Here is a 14,512-nt window from a genome sequence, read left to right on the forward strand (position 1 = left end):
TACCACCGCCTCACCCGTTGTCCCGCCAGGTGAGCACCTCCTTGAGTGACGTGAGGTCGTAACCGTTGTCGGCGGTGAGTTCGGTCTGGAACAGCGTGACTCCTGCCGCGCGGAAGGCGTCGGCGCTGTCAGAGTTCTCCCACAGGGTCGAACGTTCGATGTCGGCGCCGTTGCGGCCGAACGTCGCTGCCAGCTCGTCGACGCGGTCGCTGGACCTGCGGAAGGCATCGAGGTCCTGGAACGCGTGCCAGATGTCGGCGTGCCGGGCAACGGCGGGCAGCGAGCGCTTGGGCCCGGTGCCGCCGATGAGGATCGGAAGTTTGCGCACGGGCGGCGGAATCAGGGCAGCGAGCCGGTTCTCGATCCGGATCAAGCTCTCGTCGAACAGATCGAAGCGAGAGCCGAAGGTGCCGAAGTCGTAACCATAAGTGGTGTAATCCTTTTCATACCATCCTGCGCCGAGGCCGAAGATGAGTCGGCCGCCGCTGATGTGATCGACGGTGCGGGCCATGTCGGCGAGCAGGTCGGCGTTGCGGTAGCCGACGCCGGTGACGAGAAGCCCGATCTCGGCGTGTGAGGTGATCTCGCCCCACGACGCGAGCGCGGTCCAACCCTCGAAGTTGGCAACGTCGGGTTGCTTGTCGAACATGACCGGCTTGCCGTCGACGATTTCCTTCATCGCCGGGCGGTGAAAGTGGTCGTAGCCGAAGATCACGTCGACGCCGAGGTCGTCGGCGGCCAGGACGGCGTCGCGCCAGGTGCGGTAAGCGGGCGCGCCGCCGGGCTGGATCTGGACGGCGACGCGGAGGGGACGGGTCATGGATGCTCCTGAGTCGGGGAGGGGGCGACTCTTGAGCCAAGTTCACCGGGCACGGAGTTTATTCCGGTTCGGCCTGTCGGCTCATGCCAGGATCGCCCGCGCTGCGCGTTCCGCGATCAGCATGACCGGCGCGTTGGTGTTCCCGGACGTGATGGTGGGCATCGCCGAAGCATCGGCCACTCGCAGGCCGGCGACGCGGTACACGCGACAGTCGGTGTCGAGCACCGTGGCGGCCGACCGCGGCCGACCGCGTGAGTCGAAGGCTCCCATCGCGCAGGTGCCCACCGGATGAAAGATGGTGGTGCCGAGCTCACGGGCCGCCTGCTGCAGGTCGTCGTCGCTCACCAGTTGTGGGCCGGGAAGCAATTCTTCTGGGCCGTAGCGGGCCAGGGGCTGCGCCGCCATGATCTGCCGGGTCATCCTCAAGCCCTGCACGGCGGCTCGACGGTCGGCGTCGGTGGAAAGGTAGTTGCAGGAGATCTTCGGGTAGCTCAGCGGATCTGGGCCGGCTATCCGCACATGACCCCGCGAGCTGGGTCGCAGATTGCAGACCGAGGGGGTGATCGCTCCGAAAGGATGTAGCGGTTCGCCGAACTTGGCCAACGACAAGGGCTGTACGTGCCATTCCAGATCGGGACTGGCCAGCGCGGAATCGCTTTTGGCGAATGCTCCCAGCGTGGAGGGCGGCATGGTCATGGGTCCTGAGCGCAGCAACACGTACTGAAGTCCCATGCCTGCACGGGTGATCCAATTCCGGTACAGCGTGTTGACGGTGTGGGCGCCCCGCACCCGGTAGACCGTTCGCAGCTGCAGATGGTCTTGGAGGTTTTCACCCACTCCGGGCAGATCGACCGACACCGGCACCTGATGCTGGGTGAGCAGCCCGGCCGGTCCCAGACCCGACACCTGCATGAGCTGCGGCGAACCGATCGCCCCGGCGCTCAGGATCACCTCCCGGCGGGCCCGAACGTCGATGATCTGACCGTCTTTGCGCAGCCGCACCCCGGTGGCGCGGTGCCGGGCTGTGGTCCAGGCCCCGCGACGCTGCTCGTCGTCGACATGGTCGTCGATCAGCAGCTGCAAGGCCTGCGTGTGGGTGTAGATGGTGAGATTTGGTCGGTGGGCCACGGGATGCAGGAAGGCATCGGCCATCGACCACCGGCGGCCCCGCCGTTGGTTGACATGAAAGTACGCACTGCCGGCGTTGTCGCCGCGGTTGAACTCCTCGATCGGGGCGATGCCCATCTGGGCCGCGGCGGCCTGCCAAGCGTCCAGAATCTTCCAGCGCACCCGCGGCCGCTCGACGGGGATCTCACCGCCGGCGCCGTGCCAGTCGTCGGCTCCGCCGAAGTAGTCCTCCAACTTTTTGTAGATCGCCAGGGTCTCGCCGGCACCATCCCAAAGCCATCGCTCGTCACCGGTGGCTTGCGCCCACAGTTCGTAATCGGAGGCTTGTCCGCGCATATGGATCATGGCGTTGATCGACGACGAGCCGCCGATCACGCGGCCCCGCGCGTAGTGAATGCTGCGGCCGGCCAGGCCCGGATCGGCCTCGGTGGTGAAGCACCAGTCGGTGCGGGGGTTGGCAATGGTGTACAGGTAGCCCACCGGCACCTTGATCCAGAACCAGTCGTCTTTGCCGCCGGCCTCAATCAACAGCACACGGTGATCGGGGTTGGCGCTGAGCCGGTTGGCGAGCAGGCAGCCCGCACTGCCCGCTCCCACGATGACGAAGTCGAAGTCGGCGACGGGGCTCATTCCAGCATCGGTCCTCCAGGCGTTGGATGCGTAGCCTAGTGGGCGATGCCCGCCGCGCCGGGGACATTCACGTGCGTGTGCGCGGCGATGTGGGTAGTAGTGGAATCCACGGTTTCGCGCATTACAGCGACCGGAACCTGCAGCAATCGGCACGATGCGTAGTCGACTACCTGTGTTCCCGGGCTTCGCCGCGAATAGCGTCCAGGTCGGGGATGTCACTGTCCGCCACCACTACGAAGTGCGCGCACCCAACTAGGAGCCGGCCATGCCGTCAGAAAAGCAAGTTATCAACCAGGTGATCGCTGATCACGGGCCGATCATCGACCTCCGGGAGAACCCCGACGTGCTGATCGCGATCATCCGTCGCTATACCCTCGACACCCCCGACGGTGGATCGTTACCCGGCGGTGTCCCTAAGCCACCCCCAGATCCGTGCAAGGTATTGGAGAGCGCGACGATCGACGAGGTGATGCGGCAGCTGCTCAAGATCAGCCGGGATGTCACCGTCATCAACAAACGACTCGACGCGCTCTGACGTGCTATGCGTTGTCCTCCAAAGATTTTCGTGCAAATCCCTTCATATCGAGACGCCGAATTACCGAAGACGTTGCAGAGTCTGTACGCGAATGCGGCTGCGCCCGAACGTTTACGGACATGCGTCGTCTGGCAACGCGCACCCGGCGACGCGCTGCCTCCGGCTATATGGGAACTGCCGGGGGTGGAGATCCTGGAGTTTCCCGCCGAGGACAGTCAGGGTTGTAACTGGGCGCGAGCAATCGCCCAGCGGCGCTGGGACGGCGAGGCATATACCCTGGTCATCGACTCGCACCACAGGTTCGTTCGCGGATGGGACGACATCCTGATCACCATGTATCGCCAGTTGCGGCATGCAGGCGTGGCCAAACCCCTTCTGACGGCCTACTTGCCGCCGTACGATCCGCAGCGGGAACCCGGAGCCCGGCGGAAGCGACCGTACCGAATGATCCCGTACAGCCGGGACTCCGGCGTCCTGACACGATTGGCGAGCACGCCGATCCCGTTGTGGACCACCCTCACCGAACCGCTGGAAGCGGACTTTCTCTCACTACATTTCATTTTCACCGCAGGGCTCTTCAACGTCGAGATCCCATTCAGCCCGCACATCTACTTCTTCGGCGACGAGGTCGTCACCGGTGTGCGGGCCTACACCAGCGGTTATGACCTCTACCATCCGCACCGCATCGTCGGGTGGCATAGTTACGACCGTGGCGCACGTGTGCCACACTGGGATGATCACCCTCAGTGGCATCGGCAACATGCACGGTCGCTGGAGCTGATGCGACGCCTCTTCGTCGGCGACGAGGTTGACGACACGCTGCGTCTGGGCAGCGTCCGCACAGTCGACGACTACGAGAACTTTACTCTCACGAGGCTGGTCCTCTGATGAGCACTTTGGCCAAAGAGATTGACCAGGAACGTATTTTGTGGCGGGACGGTGTTCTGACTGTCGATGAATGTCGTGAGATCGTCGACGAACTGGATCACGCTCTGTGGCGTCGCAGCACGGTGATTTCAGCCGCCCAGGATGGACAGGTGCAGTCGCATGTGACCGCGGGACGCACCAGCGAATCGACAACGCAGTTCTGGTTCACCGATGAGCTGCAAGCGCGACTGCGCACCATCGAGGCTTCGATGTGCCGAGCGCTCGGCGTCGACGTGGCGCGACTCGAACAGTGGCAGGCGCTGCGTTACGGCTACCGCACAGGATTTCGGCGCCACCACGATGCGGGGCTGTTCGGGTCAGAGCCTGCCGGTGAGCGCACCACCACAATACTGCTGTACTTGCATGCGCCGGCCGCAGGCGGGAACACGTGGTTTCCGCACCTGCATCTTTCCGTGGCGCCGCGGGCGGGGCGGCTACTGGCGTGGCACAACCTCACACCGGAGGGCACGCCGGACCCGGTGATGGAACACGTGGCACGACCAGTTCGCAAGGGGCGCAAGGTTGCACTTACCACGTGGGTTCGCGAGCGGCCGTTCCGACCGGTGTGATGACCGTTGACCGCAGGAGTTGACGGTCATGGCGCGTCCTGAACAGTTCGCAGACTCTTCCGGGATGCCGATGCGCAGATCGAGCGTTGTGTCGTGCCTCTCGACTCGGCTCACAAACACCGACATACCGTTGTCGCGGCACGGTCTGATGCTGGTGTCATGACTGAGAACGCGAACAGAGTGGAAACAGATTGGGCTGCCGCAGATGCGGCGCTCGCGAAGTGGTTGGAGATGTGGAACACGGACAGCGAGATCGCGCGTCGGATCTGTAGTGCGGACTTCCGGATTCATTTTCTGATCTCCGATACCGATGGGTCGAACCCGGGCGACGACGTACGGGGTGCACAGAGTTTCGCTCGGTTCCTGGATCGGTATCGCGAGCAGCATCCTGGTGTGGTGTTCACCGAGGTCACGCGGGCCGTGGATGGCTCGCACGGGCGGATGCTGTGGAACGTGCAAGACGGGGAGGTGGCTGCGGGCGGGATCGATGTCTTCGACTTCACCGAGGAGGGGCTGATCCGTGAGGTGTGGTCGGTGACCGGGACGCGTGCGCACCTCGCCTGAGAGCGGGGGAGACTCACCTCCATGAGGAGAGCCGAGCGGTTGTACGCGCTGGTCGATCTGCTGCGGGGATCGCGCCGGCCGTTGTCGGCCGCGCGGCTCTCCGAGGAGTTCGAGGTCTCGAAGCGCACGATTGAGCGTGACATCCAGTCCCTGCAGCTCGCGGGGGTCCCGATCTACGCCGACCATGGGGTGTCGGGCGGTTATTCGATCCTGCGGGAACACTCCCTGCCGCCGCTGAACCTCACGGTGCCGGAGTCGCTGGCGGTGCTTGCGGGGCTTGGCCTGCTGGAGAACTCGCCATATGGCGCGGCGGCGCGTCGGGCGCGGGCCAAGGTCCTCGCGATCAGCCGCGAGGATCAGCTCGCGCCGGTCGATGAGGCGTTGGCGTCGATGTTCGTCATCGATGCCCAGCCCCCGTCCGAGGCGGCGATCCCGCTGATTCCCGAGGCGATCGCCGCGCGCCGGGTCATGCGGCTGGACTATGCCTCCGAGGACGGCGAGACCCACACCATCCGTGACGTGGAGGCGATGGGGCTGCTGCGCGGAGGTGATTCATGGATGTTCGTGGGATGGTGCCGGCTGCGTGAAGGCATCCGCGGATTTCACCTCCACCGCATCCGGCATCTGGAGATCACCGGAGAGGTATTTCCCGAGCGTGATCCCGCGCTGCTCGACACGGATCTGTCGCGGTGGCGCACCCGGCGGCTCGGGTGAGGCCTTGACATTTAGTTAGGTGCCAAACATGATTGTTTGGTGCCTAACGAAGTGGATGACGCCACCGAGCAATCCGTGGGGCGCTGGGCCAAGCGGTGCTACATGGCAGCACGTGCAGTAATGGAGGATGCGCTGCGACCGCACGGCATCGGCGCAACCCAGTGGTATGTGCTCTATCAGTTGGCGCACGAGGGACCGACTCTGCAGCGCGATCTTCAGCGGACACTCAATGTGGAGCGCGCAACGCTGAGCGTTGTGGTGACCACGTTGGCGCGCAAGGGATTTGTCGAACAGTTACCCGATCGCGTCGACCAGCGCCAGAAGCTACTTCAACTGACGTCAGCCGGGGCGCGGCTGTGGAACGAGCTGCCTGACTTGTCCCGCATCGAGGATGTGGCGTTCGACGGCATGGATGCTGCCGATCTCGCTACCGCGGCGCGCGTTCTGCGCATTGCCACCCACCGTCTCACCAGTTCCACCAAACGAGAGGACGGAACCACATGATCGTATTGCTCACCGGCGCGACCGGATTGGTGGGAACGCGACTCCTTCCCCGGCTGTTGGCCGAAGGCGTGGAGTGCCGTGCTCTGGTGCGCGGCGATAAAGCACTCCCGGACGGGGCGATGGCGGTGCAGGCCGACCTGCTCGACCCAGACGCGCTTGCTTGCGCGGTGCGAGGCGTCGACGCCATCGTCCATCTCGCGGCGACCTTTCGAACCACCGACACCGAGCTCATCTGGAAGAGCAACCTCGAGGGGTCGCGCAACCTCATCACCGCAGCCCAGGCCCACGCACCGCACGTGCGGTTCATCATGGCCAGCACCGCCTTGATCTATGACGAGGACGCCGCGCGCCCCGGACGCGAAGACGATTCGGCGGCACCGAAATTGGATTATCCGGCGAGCAAACTCGCAGCGGAGAACGAACTGCGCTGTAGCGGTCTGAATTGGGCGATCATGCGGTACGGCTTCGTCTACGGAGACCAGGACGGACACCTGGAATCCTTGCCGCAGCTCGCGGAAGGCAGGTTCCATCCGGCTCAGAGGATGAGCATGATCCATCACCGCGACATTGCGACTGCCACCATGCTCGCTCTGAGCGGCACATTCGACGGGCGGATTATCAACATCGCCGATGATGCGCCCACCTCGGTCTACGAGCTCGTTGAGCTGGTCGGAGGCAGCATGGAACCGTCCTCGAAACCTCTGACAAATCCGTGGTACATCCACATGGATGCCTCGCAGGCGCGCCGGCTGGGGTTTCAACCGGTCGTACGGACGGTTTATCAGGCCGTCCAAGAAGGTCGGATGTAACCACGCGCAATATTCCTGGAGCCGTTTCTGATGGGGCCACTTTCACTTGTCAAAGCCACAAGGGGACTCTGGCAGTACCCGCATTACCGGGATCTCCTTGGTGTCCGGACTATCGCCTACCGTGAAACGAGGAGTTGTCCGACCAACAAGAAGGTGACACGTGGCAAACAGCCAATTCGCGACGCATACAGAGCTTTTCGACCTGAGCGGTAAGCGAGGCCTGGTCACCGGTGGCACCAGGGGTATCGGGATGATGATCGCGCGCGGGCTTCTCCAGGCGGGCGCTCGCGTGGTCATCAGCTCACGCAACGCAGAAGCGTGCGCTCAGGCGCAGGAACAACTGTCCGAATACGGCGACGTCTGGGCGGTCCCCGCCGATCTGTCTCGGCACGAGGAGTGTGAGCGCCTCGCGCACCTCGTCACGGCCGATTCTGGGACTCTCGACATCCTGGTCAACAATGCGGGCGCAATGTGGGACGAGCCGTTGGAGACGTTTCCGGACGCAGCCTGGGACACCGTGATCGACCTCAACCTGAAGTCGCCGTTTTGGCTGGTGCAGGCGCTGCTGCCGGCGCTTCGCAGCGCTGGGACCGCTGACGATCCCGCGCGGATCATCAACATCGGCAGCATCGCCGCCATCCACATCCCGCAGCGGCCCAACTACTCGTACTCCAGCAGCAAGGCCGCGCTGCATCAACTCACCAGAGTGCTCGCCAAGGAGCTGGGCCCGCAGCACATCTCGGTGAATGCGGTGGCGCCTGGACCGTTCCCGTCGACGATGATGGCGGCCACCCTCGACGAGTTCGGCGAGGCGATCGCGGCATCGGCCCCGCTGCGCCGGATCGGCCGCGACGACGACATGGCGGGAGTCGCCGTGTTCCTCGCCAGCCGGGCAGGTGCATACCTGACGGGCACCATCGTCCCCGTCGACGGAGGGATCGCCACGACCGCGTGACCCCGGAGTTTCAGGGTATTGGCGGTACCTCCCTTCGGTTGCGGCGCCGGCCTACGGTGAATGGATGGACGCCACGCTAGATCTGCGCACCGAGATCCAAGAATTTCTGAGGTCGCGTCGCGCCCGCATCGCGCCTGCGATGGCGGGACTGCCCGCCTACGGTGGTAAACGCCGGGTCAAGGGTCTGCGTCGAGAGGAGGTAGCGCTACTCGCCGGGATATCGGTGGAGTACTACGTACGCATTGAGCGCGGCACACTGGCCGGCACCTCAGAGGGCGTGCTCGACGCGCTGGCCGCCGCCCTACAGCTCAACGACGCGGAGCGCGATCACCTGTTCCATCTCGCACGCGAGTCCGGGGCACCCGGCGGTCGACGGCAGCCCAAACCTGCCGCGGCGGTGCGTCCCGCGCTGCAAGAGGTGCTCGACGCCATCACCGGTGCGCCGGCGTTGATCCGCAACGGACGCCACGACGTGCTTGCCATGAATCACCTTGGTCGGGCGCTCTTTTCACCGGTGCTGGCCGACCCACGGCGGCCCGCCAACACGGCGCGGTTTGTGTACCTGCATCCCAGCGAGGCGTCGGCGTTCTTCGTCGACTACGACCAGGCGGCGCGAAACGCGGCCGCGATGTTGCGGATGGAAGTGGGCCGTAACCCCCATGACGAGGAGCTCATCGCCTTGGTGGGCGAATTGTCGACGTGCAGTGAGCTATTCCGGCAGCAATGGGCATCTCGGAACGTGCAGCTGCACGGACACGGGAGCAAGCGGGTGCACCATCCGGTGGTGGGCTTGCTCGACTTGAATTTCGCGTCCATGGATCTGCCCACCGAACCTGGCCTGCAGTTGAATGTCTACACCGCACCGACGGGAGGGCCGGCCGCTGACAATCTGGCCCTGTTGGCGGCGTGGGCCAGCCAGGAAAGTTCGGCGACCGAGCTTCATTCCGTCGGCGGATAGCCGGCTGCGGTGTCACAGCGCGTCGTACACCGCGGCGATGAGCCGGTGGGCGCGGCGATCGCCGGCCAGCCAATCGCGGCGAAGATTGGGTACGAAGGCGAAAGCGACGTTGTGTTCGAGATCGGCCAGTCCCACCGAGCCGCCAGCCCCTGGGTGACCGAAGACGGTCGATTTCGCAGGTTCGGGCACCACGAAGTTCTGCGACGGCAGCATGTAGCCGAGGCCGAATGCGCTTTCCAAGCGCAGCACCCGGTCGCGGCCACGTACGCGTTCTGTGATCGCTTCCCGTAGCAGACCCGGGGCGACCAGTGTTCCGCCGATCAGGTCGCCGTAGAACGTGGCCAGATCACGAGCGGTGGTGACCAGGCCGGCCGCGGGCCAGCCGGCTGCCAGCACTTCTGGATCATTGTAGGAGGCAACGGGATTCGATGATGCCCGGATGAACAGCGATTCTGGATCGGCGAAGGCGGCCACCATTTCGGCGACTGTGTCGTCCGGTATCGGCGGCGCGTTCTCGGCGCTCCAGACACGCTGCTCGGGCGGCGGCGAACTGACCCGGGCCGCCTCGCGCACCGCCGCACCGGAAGCGCCGATGAGGAGCCGATCGCCCAAGTGGCGGCGGGTGAACTCGCCGACTGTCATGCTGGTGTGGCGGCGCACGAATTCGCCGACCAGCCATCCGAAAGTCAAAGCGTGGTAACCATGTTCGGTCCCGGGCTGCCACAGCGGGCACTGGCGGGCCAACAGGTCGGCCATGGCCGCGGGATCCGCGGCTTGCGCCACCGAAACCGGGCGCTCCAAGACGGGTAATCCGGCGCGGTGGGCCAGCAGGTCGCTCAGTGTGGTCTCGTGTTTGTCGTGTTGTGCGAACTCCGGCCACCAGGCGCTCACCGGTTCGTCGGCACCGTGGCCGCCTTGCTGGGCGACCATGAGGGCCGCGGTCGCCGTCACACCCTTGGTGCAGGAAAAGGTCGGACAAGCCGTGTCGTGTGCCCATGGACGCCCGGTCCGTCTGTCGGCGATGCCTCCCCACAGATCCACCACCGCGCGACCGTCGACGAATACGGCCACCGCGGCGCCGAGGTCGTCGCCGTTGGCTAAACCTGCTTCAAATACGGTTTTCACTTCCGCGAACGCGGGGTCAGCGTGCCCCGCCGCTGAACTGGACATATACCGGATTAGAACACGTTCCAGTATTGGTCGGGTGTGGATTCCGGGCGACTGCGCACAGTCCGTCAGGCTCCGGCGGCGGCCAGCGCCGGTGCCGTGACGAACAATTCGGCGATGGCGATCCGTCGGGCCGCTCGGTGCAGGGTGGCCGACTCGAGCGTGCCATCGGCTGCGTGGGTGAGGTCGATGTGCAGGACGCCCGCAGGCGTTCCCAGCCGCAGCAGCGTTGGCGTCGAACCGTGAAGCGCGCGGGCGACGATCCCATCGGCGATGGTCGACGCCGCTGCGACGGCGACCGCTGAGGTCAGCCCGATGGCGGGATGCGGCGCAAGCATGGACAGCATGCGTACGGAGATGTCGTAATCGTCGGCGCCGACGGTGTCACCTGCGGTGGTGCGATAGTCGCGCGGCGCGCCGACGATGCCCACCTTGGGAATGGCGTGGCCGATGGGGTCACCCGGCTTCGACAAGCCCATTCGCAGTGAGGACTGTTGCCGCAAGGCCACCAGGAGCGGCAGGTGCTCGGCGATGACGCCGTTGTCCTCCGCGCCGGTGAGGCCGAGGCCGGCTGCGTCGAACAGTGCGGCGGGGGCGCCGGCGATTACCATCGTGCCCGCATGGGACCGACCTACGGCAGTGACGAAGTCGACGGCGTTGCCCGTCGGCAACAGCGTGCCGGTGTCGGACGAAAGCCCGGTGAAGGTCAGCCCCACGGGCACTCCCAGCGCGTTGGTGCCGGGTACGGCGGCGTTACCCTCGCTCGGGATGGCGCCGCCCGGTGTGGCGATCTCGGCGGTGAGGACGGCCCCGGTGTTCTGGTTGCGCATCCGCACCGTGGTGACGGCGTTGTCGACGGCGACGAGCCCGGATTGCAGCGCGTACAGACCGATCGCGGTGGCGCAGTTACCGCAGTTGCTGCCCCACTCCACTCTGCGGTCACCGATCGCGACCTGGGCGAAGAGATAGTCGACGTCGATGCCCGAGGCGGCGGAGCGTCGCACGATGGCGGCCTTCGAGGTGGTCGAACTGCCACCGCCGACGCCGTCGAGCTGGCGGGGATCCCCGGAGCCGAACGCCGAGATGAGCAGGGCGTCGATGCCCCCGGCCGTGGGGATCAGCGGGTCGACGTCGACGGCGTTGAACAGCCAGCACTTGCTGGTGCCGCCCCGCATCCAGGTTGCGCGAAGTGTGAGCATGTCAGGTCTGACCTTTCTGCACGGCGGACGGGGAGCTGACTCCACTGTGGCCGCGATACGGGTGAAGGACAATCGCGAGAATGATGACGGGGCTTAAGCGTTGCTTAAGCCACGCCGGCCTTCAGAGCAGCGTGGGGACGACGACCAGGATCAGCCAGCACAGGGCAGGCGCGACGGCGACGACGATGCCCGCGTTGAGCAGCAGCTGGCGGTAGAACCTCGGCCGCGCGATGCCCTGCGCGTTGGCCAGCACCAGCGCGCCGTTGGTGGAGAAGGGGGAGACGTCGACAACGGTGGCCGAGATCGCCAGTGCGGCAACGACTCCCACGATGGGCAGCGCGCCGGTGTGCAGCAGCGGCAGTGCCATCGGGATGATCGCTGTCAGCAGTGCGGTGGAGGAGGCGAACGCCGAGGTGACACCGATGACGTAGCAGAGCACCACCGCGACCAGGAGCGGCGCGCCGACGGTGATCGCCATTTCGGCGAGGTGGTCGATGGTGCCGATTTCGTCGAGTACGGAGATGTAGGTGACCATGCCGGCCACCAGAAGCACCGTCGACCAGCTGATGCCGGCGATGGCTTCGTTCTGCTTGGACAGGTCGGTGAACGCCAGGATCGCACCCGCGGCGATCGCGATGAAGCTGATCGGCAAGTGGAACACCAGAACAAGGACCAGGACGATGCCGATGAGGGCCAGGGTGAGCTTCTGCACGCGGGTCACCGCTGTGGGCGCGGCATCGACGAGCACGGCGGTTTGGACGGGGCGGGTGAGCAGTCCGGTGCCGCCGGCTCCGGTACCGACGGGGCCACGATGGGTGGGCGCGGAACCCGCGGTGCCGACGGGCTCATCGACGACAGCCGAACCGGTGGCGCTGAACTCCAGGTTGCGGGTGCGGGCCAGGGTGGCGTAACCGACGACGGTGAGCACCGACAGCAGCAGGTTGATGCCGTAGCTGGCGAAGAACAGGGTCCAGGGGTTGATGTTCAGGCCGCTGGATTCGACGATGTCGCAGACCAGCACGCCGGACACCGAGATGGGGGAGAAGGCACCGGCGTGGGCGCCGTTGATCGTCATGATGCCCATGACCAGCGGACTCATCTTGGTCCGTGCGGCGAACGACATGGCGGCCGGGGAGATGAGGGCCACCGCGGCCGGGCTGAAGGTGCCCAGTGCAGTCAGCACCGAGGCGCAGAAGAAGAACACCCACGGCACCACCGTGACGCGGCCGCCGACCGCGCGGATGCACGCGTTGACCAGCAGGTCGATCGTGCCGTTCTTCTTGGCCATGCCGAAGAAGTAGGTGACACCGATGATCGTCAGCACGATCGAGCTGGGGAACGCGGCAAGGATTTCCTTGTCGTCGTATCCGAGCATGAAGGCGCCGACCCCGAACGCGCCGATAAACCCGAGGATCCCGATGTTGATCGGGAAGAAGGTGGCGATGACGAACATCGCCACCAGCGCGATCAGGGGCAGTACTTCGACAGAGGTCATGGTGTGCTCTCAGTTCCCGAGAAGTGGCGCATCCAGGCGAGCTGCCGTGTCCCCGGGGCGGGAACGGCGTCGTGCTCGGTGTCACACGCTCCATTGAATGATTACCTAGATCACAGTAGGAACGACCGGAGTTAACGACAATGTCGAGTTGACACAGTGCATTTAACTTTTGCTTAAGTCTGTTAGGACGGCCGAGATGGACACGAACCGGATGTTCACCCTGCGGGAGGTTGCCAACCACGGGTCCATCACCGCCGCGGCCGAAGCGCTGGGTTACACGACGTCGGCGATATCGCAGCAGATCGCGAAGCTGGAGAAGGAAGCCGCCCAGCCGCTACTCGAGCGTCATGCCCGGGGAGTGGTACTGACCGAGGCCGGACGCGCCGTCGTACGCCACACCGAGCGCATCCTGGTCGAGTTGCAGGCCGCCGACGCCGAACTCGCCGAGATACGGGGACTTCGCGCCGGTGTGCTGGCCATCGGCACCTTCCCGACCGCCGGCTCGTCGCTTCTGCCCCTGGTCGTCAAGGAGTTCAAGACGCGGCATCCCGGAGTGGCCCTGACGGTGCTCAGTGGCCGGTTCTCCCGGTTGGTCGACGCGTTGCGTCGCCGCGAAACCGAGTTGTCCCTGCTGTGGGACTACGAGTGGAACAGGATCGACGATCCGACCTTGACGTACCACCACCTGATGGACGACCCGACGATGTTGCTGGTGTCAGAGCATCACCGCCTCGCCGACCGGGACGCGATCAGCATCGGCGAATTGCGGGATGAGGCATGGGTGGTGCGCGCCGACGATCATCCGGTGGCTCAGACACTTGAAAAGCTCTGCCAGCAAGGCGGATTCACTCCGCGCACGAGCGTGTTCGCCCACGACTACGGCGAGGTGCAGGCCATGGTGGCCGTCGAGCTCGGTGTCGCGATCGCACCACGGCTGGCCGTGCTGAACCCGCGACCCGACGTGCGCTCGATCAAGCTGGCGACGCGCCCGCCGCAGCGACGCATCCTGATCGCCCATCTCGCCGAGCGGCGGCTCAGTCCCGCGGCTCACGAGGCGATCGCTGTGAGTGCATCGGCGGCTCGCCGACTAGAAGAGGGTTTCGACGATTCTTGATGGATCGGACGGAGTTGTGGCCGGTGCCGAACGTGGACGCCGGCCAACTATCCGGTGTTCACGCCGCCGCGTTATGACGTTTCACGCGACACTGCTGACGATCGCGATAACCACCCCGCCCAGGGTCAGCACCCCGACCATCACCGCCGCGGCGATCGCCCGGCCCCGGCGATGCCGGCGTGCGTCGTAGATCGCCACCGCGATGCCGACGAGGATCAACGCTGCATAGGCCGCCAGCCCCACTGTCAGCGTCGCTGTTGACGCGGCGCTGGCAAGGGTCACGTTCTGCACGCCGTGAGCCTACGGCGCGAAACGGAAGCGGCTTCGTGCCGCCTGCCGCATGGAAGGTGTTGCGGCGACACCCACTGGTAGTCCGCCATATTCGGTTCCGTCGTCTCAGCTTCCTGACCCGAGGTGCGGAATT

Annotated in this window: 16 protein-coding genes; 10 read left to right on the plus strand and 6 right to left on the minus strand. The window is 65.3% G+C overall.

What is annotated here, in order from left to right; all coding sequences use genetic code 11:
• Positions 1-10: 10 nt before the first annotated feature.
• On the minus strand, positions 11-820 hold the full coding sequence (locus ACXPWS_RS15175) for an LLM class F420-dependent oxidoreductase (protein WP_458713207.1): 810 nt from the start codon (positions 818-820) through the stop codon (positions 11-13).
• 81 nt (positions 821-901) lie between these two features.
• Complete coding sequence (locus tag ACXPWS_RS15180; RefSeq protein ID WP_458713208.1) at positions 902-2,578, minus strand: GMC family oxidoreductase; 1,677 nt, start codon at positions 2,576-2,578, stop codon at positions 902-904.
• Between the two features lie 265 nt (positions 2,579-2,843).
• Between ACXPWS_RS15180 and ACXPWS_RS15185 the strand changes: the two genes are divergently transcribed.
• From ACXPWS_RS15185 to ACXPWS_RS15225, 9 genes are all read left to right on the plus strand, one after another.
• Positions 2,844-3,113, plus strand: a complete 270-nt coding sequence (locus ACXPWS_RS15185; protein WP_458713209.1) for a hypothetical protein — start codon at positions 2,844-2,846, stop codon at positions 3,111-3,113.
• A gap of 30 nt (positions 3,114-3,143) precedes the next feature.
• A complete protein-coding gene (locus ACXPWS_RS15190) occupies positions 3,144-4,001 on the plus strand; it encodes a GlcNAc-transferase family protein (protein ID WP_458713210.1) in 858 nt (285 codons plus the stop codon).
• A complete protein-coding gene (locus ACXPWS_RS15195) occupies positions 4,001-4,609 on the plus strand; it encodes a prolyl hydroxylase family protein (protein WP_458713211.1) in 609 nt (202 codons plus the stop codon). The genes ACXPWS_RS15190 and ACXPWS_RS15195 overlap by 1 nt, the downstream gene beginning before the upstream one ends.
• A gap of 159 nt (positions 4,610-4,768) precedes the next feature.
• Positions 4,769-5,173: a nuclear transport factor 2 family protein gene (locus ACXPWS_RS15200; RefSeq protein ID WP_458713212.1), complete on the plus strand. Its 405-nt coding sequence runs from the start codon at positions 4,769-4,771 to the stop codon at positions 5,171-5,173.
• 21 nt (positions 5,174-5,194) lie between these two features.
• Positions 5,195-5,887 carry a helix-turn-helix transcriptional regulator gene (locus ACXPWS_RS15205; RefSeq protein ID WP_458713213.1) on the plus strand — a complete coding sequence of 231 codons (693 nt, stop codon included), beginning with the start codon at positions 5,195-5,197 and terminating at the stop codon, positions 5,885-5,887.
• A gap of 39 nt (positions 5,888-5,926) precedes the next feature.
• Entirely contained in the window at positions 5,927-6,391 is a 465-nt protein-coding gene (locus tag ACXPWS_RS15210) for a MarR family winged helix-turn-helix transcriptional regulator (RefSeq protein ID WP_458713214.1), read from the plus strand.
• Positions 6,388-7,200: an NAD-dependent epimerase/dehydratase family protein gene (locus ACXPWS_RS15215; RefSeq protein WP_458713215.1), complete on the plus strand. Its 813-nt coding sequence runs from the start codon at positions 6,388-6,390 to the stop codon at positions 7,198-7,200. Before ACXPWS_RS15210 ends, ACXPWS_RS15215 begins: the two co-directional genes overlap by 4 nt.
• 160 nt (positions 7,201-7,360) lie before the next feature.
• Positions 7,361-8,155, plus strand: a complete 795-nt coding sequence (locus tag ACXPWS_RS15220; RefSeq protein WP_458713216.1) for an SDR family oxidoreductase — start codon at positions 7,361-7,363, stop codon at positions 8,153-8,155.
• Between the two features lie 64 nt (positions 8,156-8,219).
• Positions 8,220-9,113, plus strand: coding sequence for a helix-turn-helix domain-containing protein (locus ACXPWS_RS15225; RefSeq protein ID WP_458713217.1), 894 nt, complete (start codon positions 8,220-8,222; stop codon positions 9,111-9,113).
• Between the two features lie 12 nt (positions 9,114-9,125).
• Here ACXPWS_RS15225 and ACXPWS_RS15230 read toward each other — a convergent pair whose 3' ends face one another.
• The 3 genes from ACXPWS_RS15230 to ACXPWS_RS15240 form a co-directional block, all read right to left on the minus strand.
• Entirely contained in the window at positions 9,126-10,283 is a 1,158-nt protein-coding gene (locus ACXPWS_RS15230) for a serine hydrolase domain-containing protein (protein WP_458713218.1), read from the minus strand.
• 65 nt (positions 10,284-10,348) lie between these two features.
• Positions 10,349-11,479 carry a PrpF domain-containing protein gene (locus tag ACXPWS_RS15235; protein WP_458713219.1) on the minus strand — a complete coding sequence of 377 codons (1,131 nt, stop codon included), beginning with the start codon at positions 11,477-11,479 and terminating at the stop codon, positions 10,349-10,351.
• 121 nt (positions 11,480-11,600) lie between these two features.
• Positions 11,601-12,974, minus strand: a complete 1,374-nt coding sequence (locus ACXPWS_RS15240) for an SLC13 family permease (protein ID WP_458713220.1) — start codon at positions 12,972-12,974, stop codon at positions 11,601-11,603.
• 196 nt (positions 12,975-13,170) lie between these two features.
• Between ACXPWS_RS15240 and ACXPWS_RS15245 the strand changes: the two genes are divergently transcribed.
• Positions 13,171-14,088, plus strand: a complete 918-nt coding sequence (locus tag ACXPWS_RS15245) for a LysR family transcriptional regulator (RefSeq protein ID WP_458713221.1) — start codon at positions 13,171-13,173, stop codon at positions 14,086-14,088.
• Positions 14,089-14,169: 81 nt separating this feature from the next.
• On the opposite strand, the gene ACXPWS_RS15250 is transcribed toward ACXPWS_RS15245, so the two are convergent.
• A complete protein-coding gene (locus ACXPWS_RS15250) occupies positions 14,170-14,379 on the minus strand; it encodes a hypothetical protein (protein ID WP_458713222.1) in 210 nt (69 codons plus the stop codon).
• Positions 14,380-14,512 lie beyond the last annotated feature (133 nt).

This window comes from Mycobacterium sp. BMJ-28 (assembly GCF_054404835.1).

What these genes read in the sequence shown, in the direction of transcription:
- ACXPWS_RS15235 (WP_458713219.1), bottom strand. Translation starts at nt 11,479, where the DNA reads ATGCTCACACTTCGCGCAACCTGGATGCGGGGCGGCACCAGCAAGTGC.
- ACXPWS_RS15200 (WP_458713212.1), top strand. Translation starts at nt 4,769, where the DNA reads ATGACTGAGAACGCGAACAGAGTGGAAACAGATTGGGCTGCCGCAGAT.
- ACXPWS_RS15240 (WP_458713220.1), bottom strand. Translation starts at nt 12,974, where the DNA reads ATGACCTCTGTCGAAGTACTGCCCCTGATCGCGCTGGTGGCGATGTTC.
- ACXPWS_RS15215 (WP_458713215.1), top strand. Translation starts at nt 6,388, where the DNA reads ATGATCGTATTGCTCACCGGCGCGACCGGATTGGTGGGAACGCGACTC.
- ACXPWS_RS15195 (WP_458713211.1), top strand. Translation starts at nt 4,001, where the DNA reads ATGAGCACTTTGGCCAAAGAGATTGACCAGGAACGTATTTTGTGGCGG.
- ACXPWS_RS15185 (WP_458713209.1), top strand. Translation starts at nt 2,844, where the DNA reads ATGCCGTCAGAAAAGCAAGTTATCAACCAGGTGATCGCTGATCACGGG.
- ACXPWS_RS15175 (WP_458713207.1), bottom strand. Translation starts at nt 820, where the DNA reads ATGACCCGTCCCCTCCGCGTCGCCGTCCAGATCCAGCCCGGCGGCGCG.
- ACXPWS_RS15225 (WP_458713217.1), top strand. Translation starts at nt 8,220, where the DNA reads ATGGACGCCACGCTAGATCTGCGCACCGAGATCCAAGAATTTCTGAGG.
- ACXPWS_RS15205 (WP_458713213.1), top strand. Translation starts at nt 5,195, where the DNA reads ATGAGGAGAGCCGAGCGGTTGTACGCGCTGGTCGATCTGCTGCGGGGA.
- ACXPWS_RS15245 (WP_458713221.1), top strand. Translation starts at nt 13,171, where the DNA reads ATGGACACGAACCGGATGTTCACCCTGCGGGAGGTTGCCAACCACGGG.
- ACXPWS_RS15230 (WP_458713218.1), bottom strand. Translation starts at nt 10,283, where the DNA reads ATGTCCAGTTCAGCGGCGGGGCACGCTGACCCCGCGTTCGCGGAAGTG.
- ACXPWS_RS15180 (WP_458713208.1), bottom strand. Translation starts at nt 2,578, where the DNA reads ATGAGCCCCGTCGCCGACTTCGACTTCGTCATCGTGGGAGCGGGCAGT.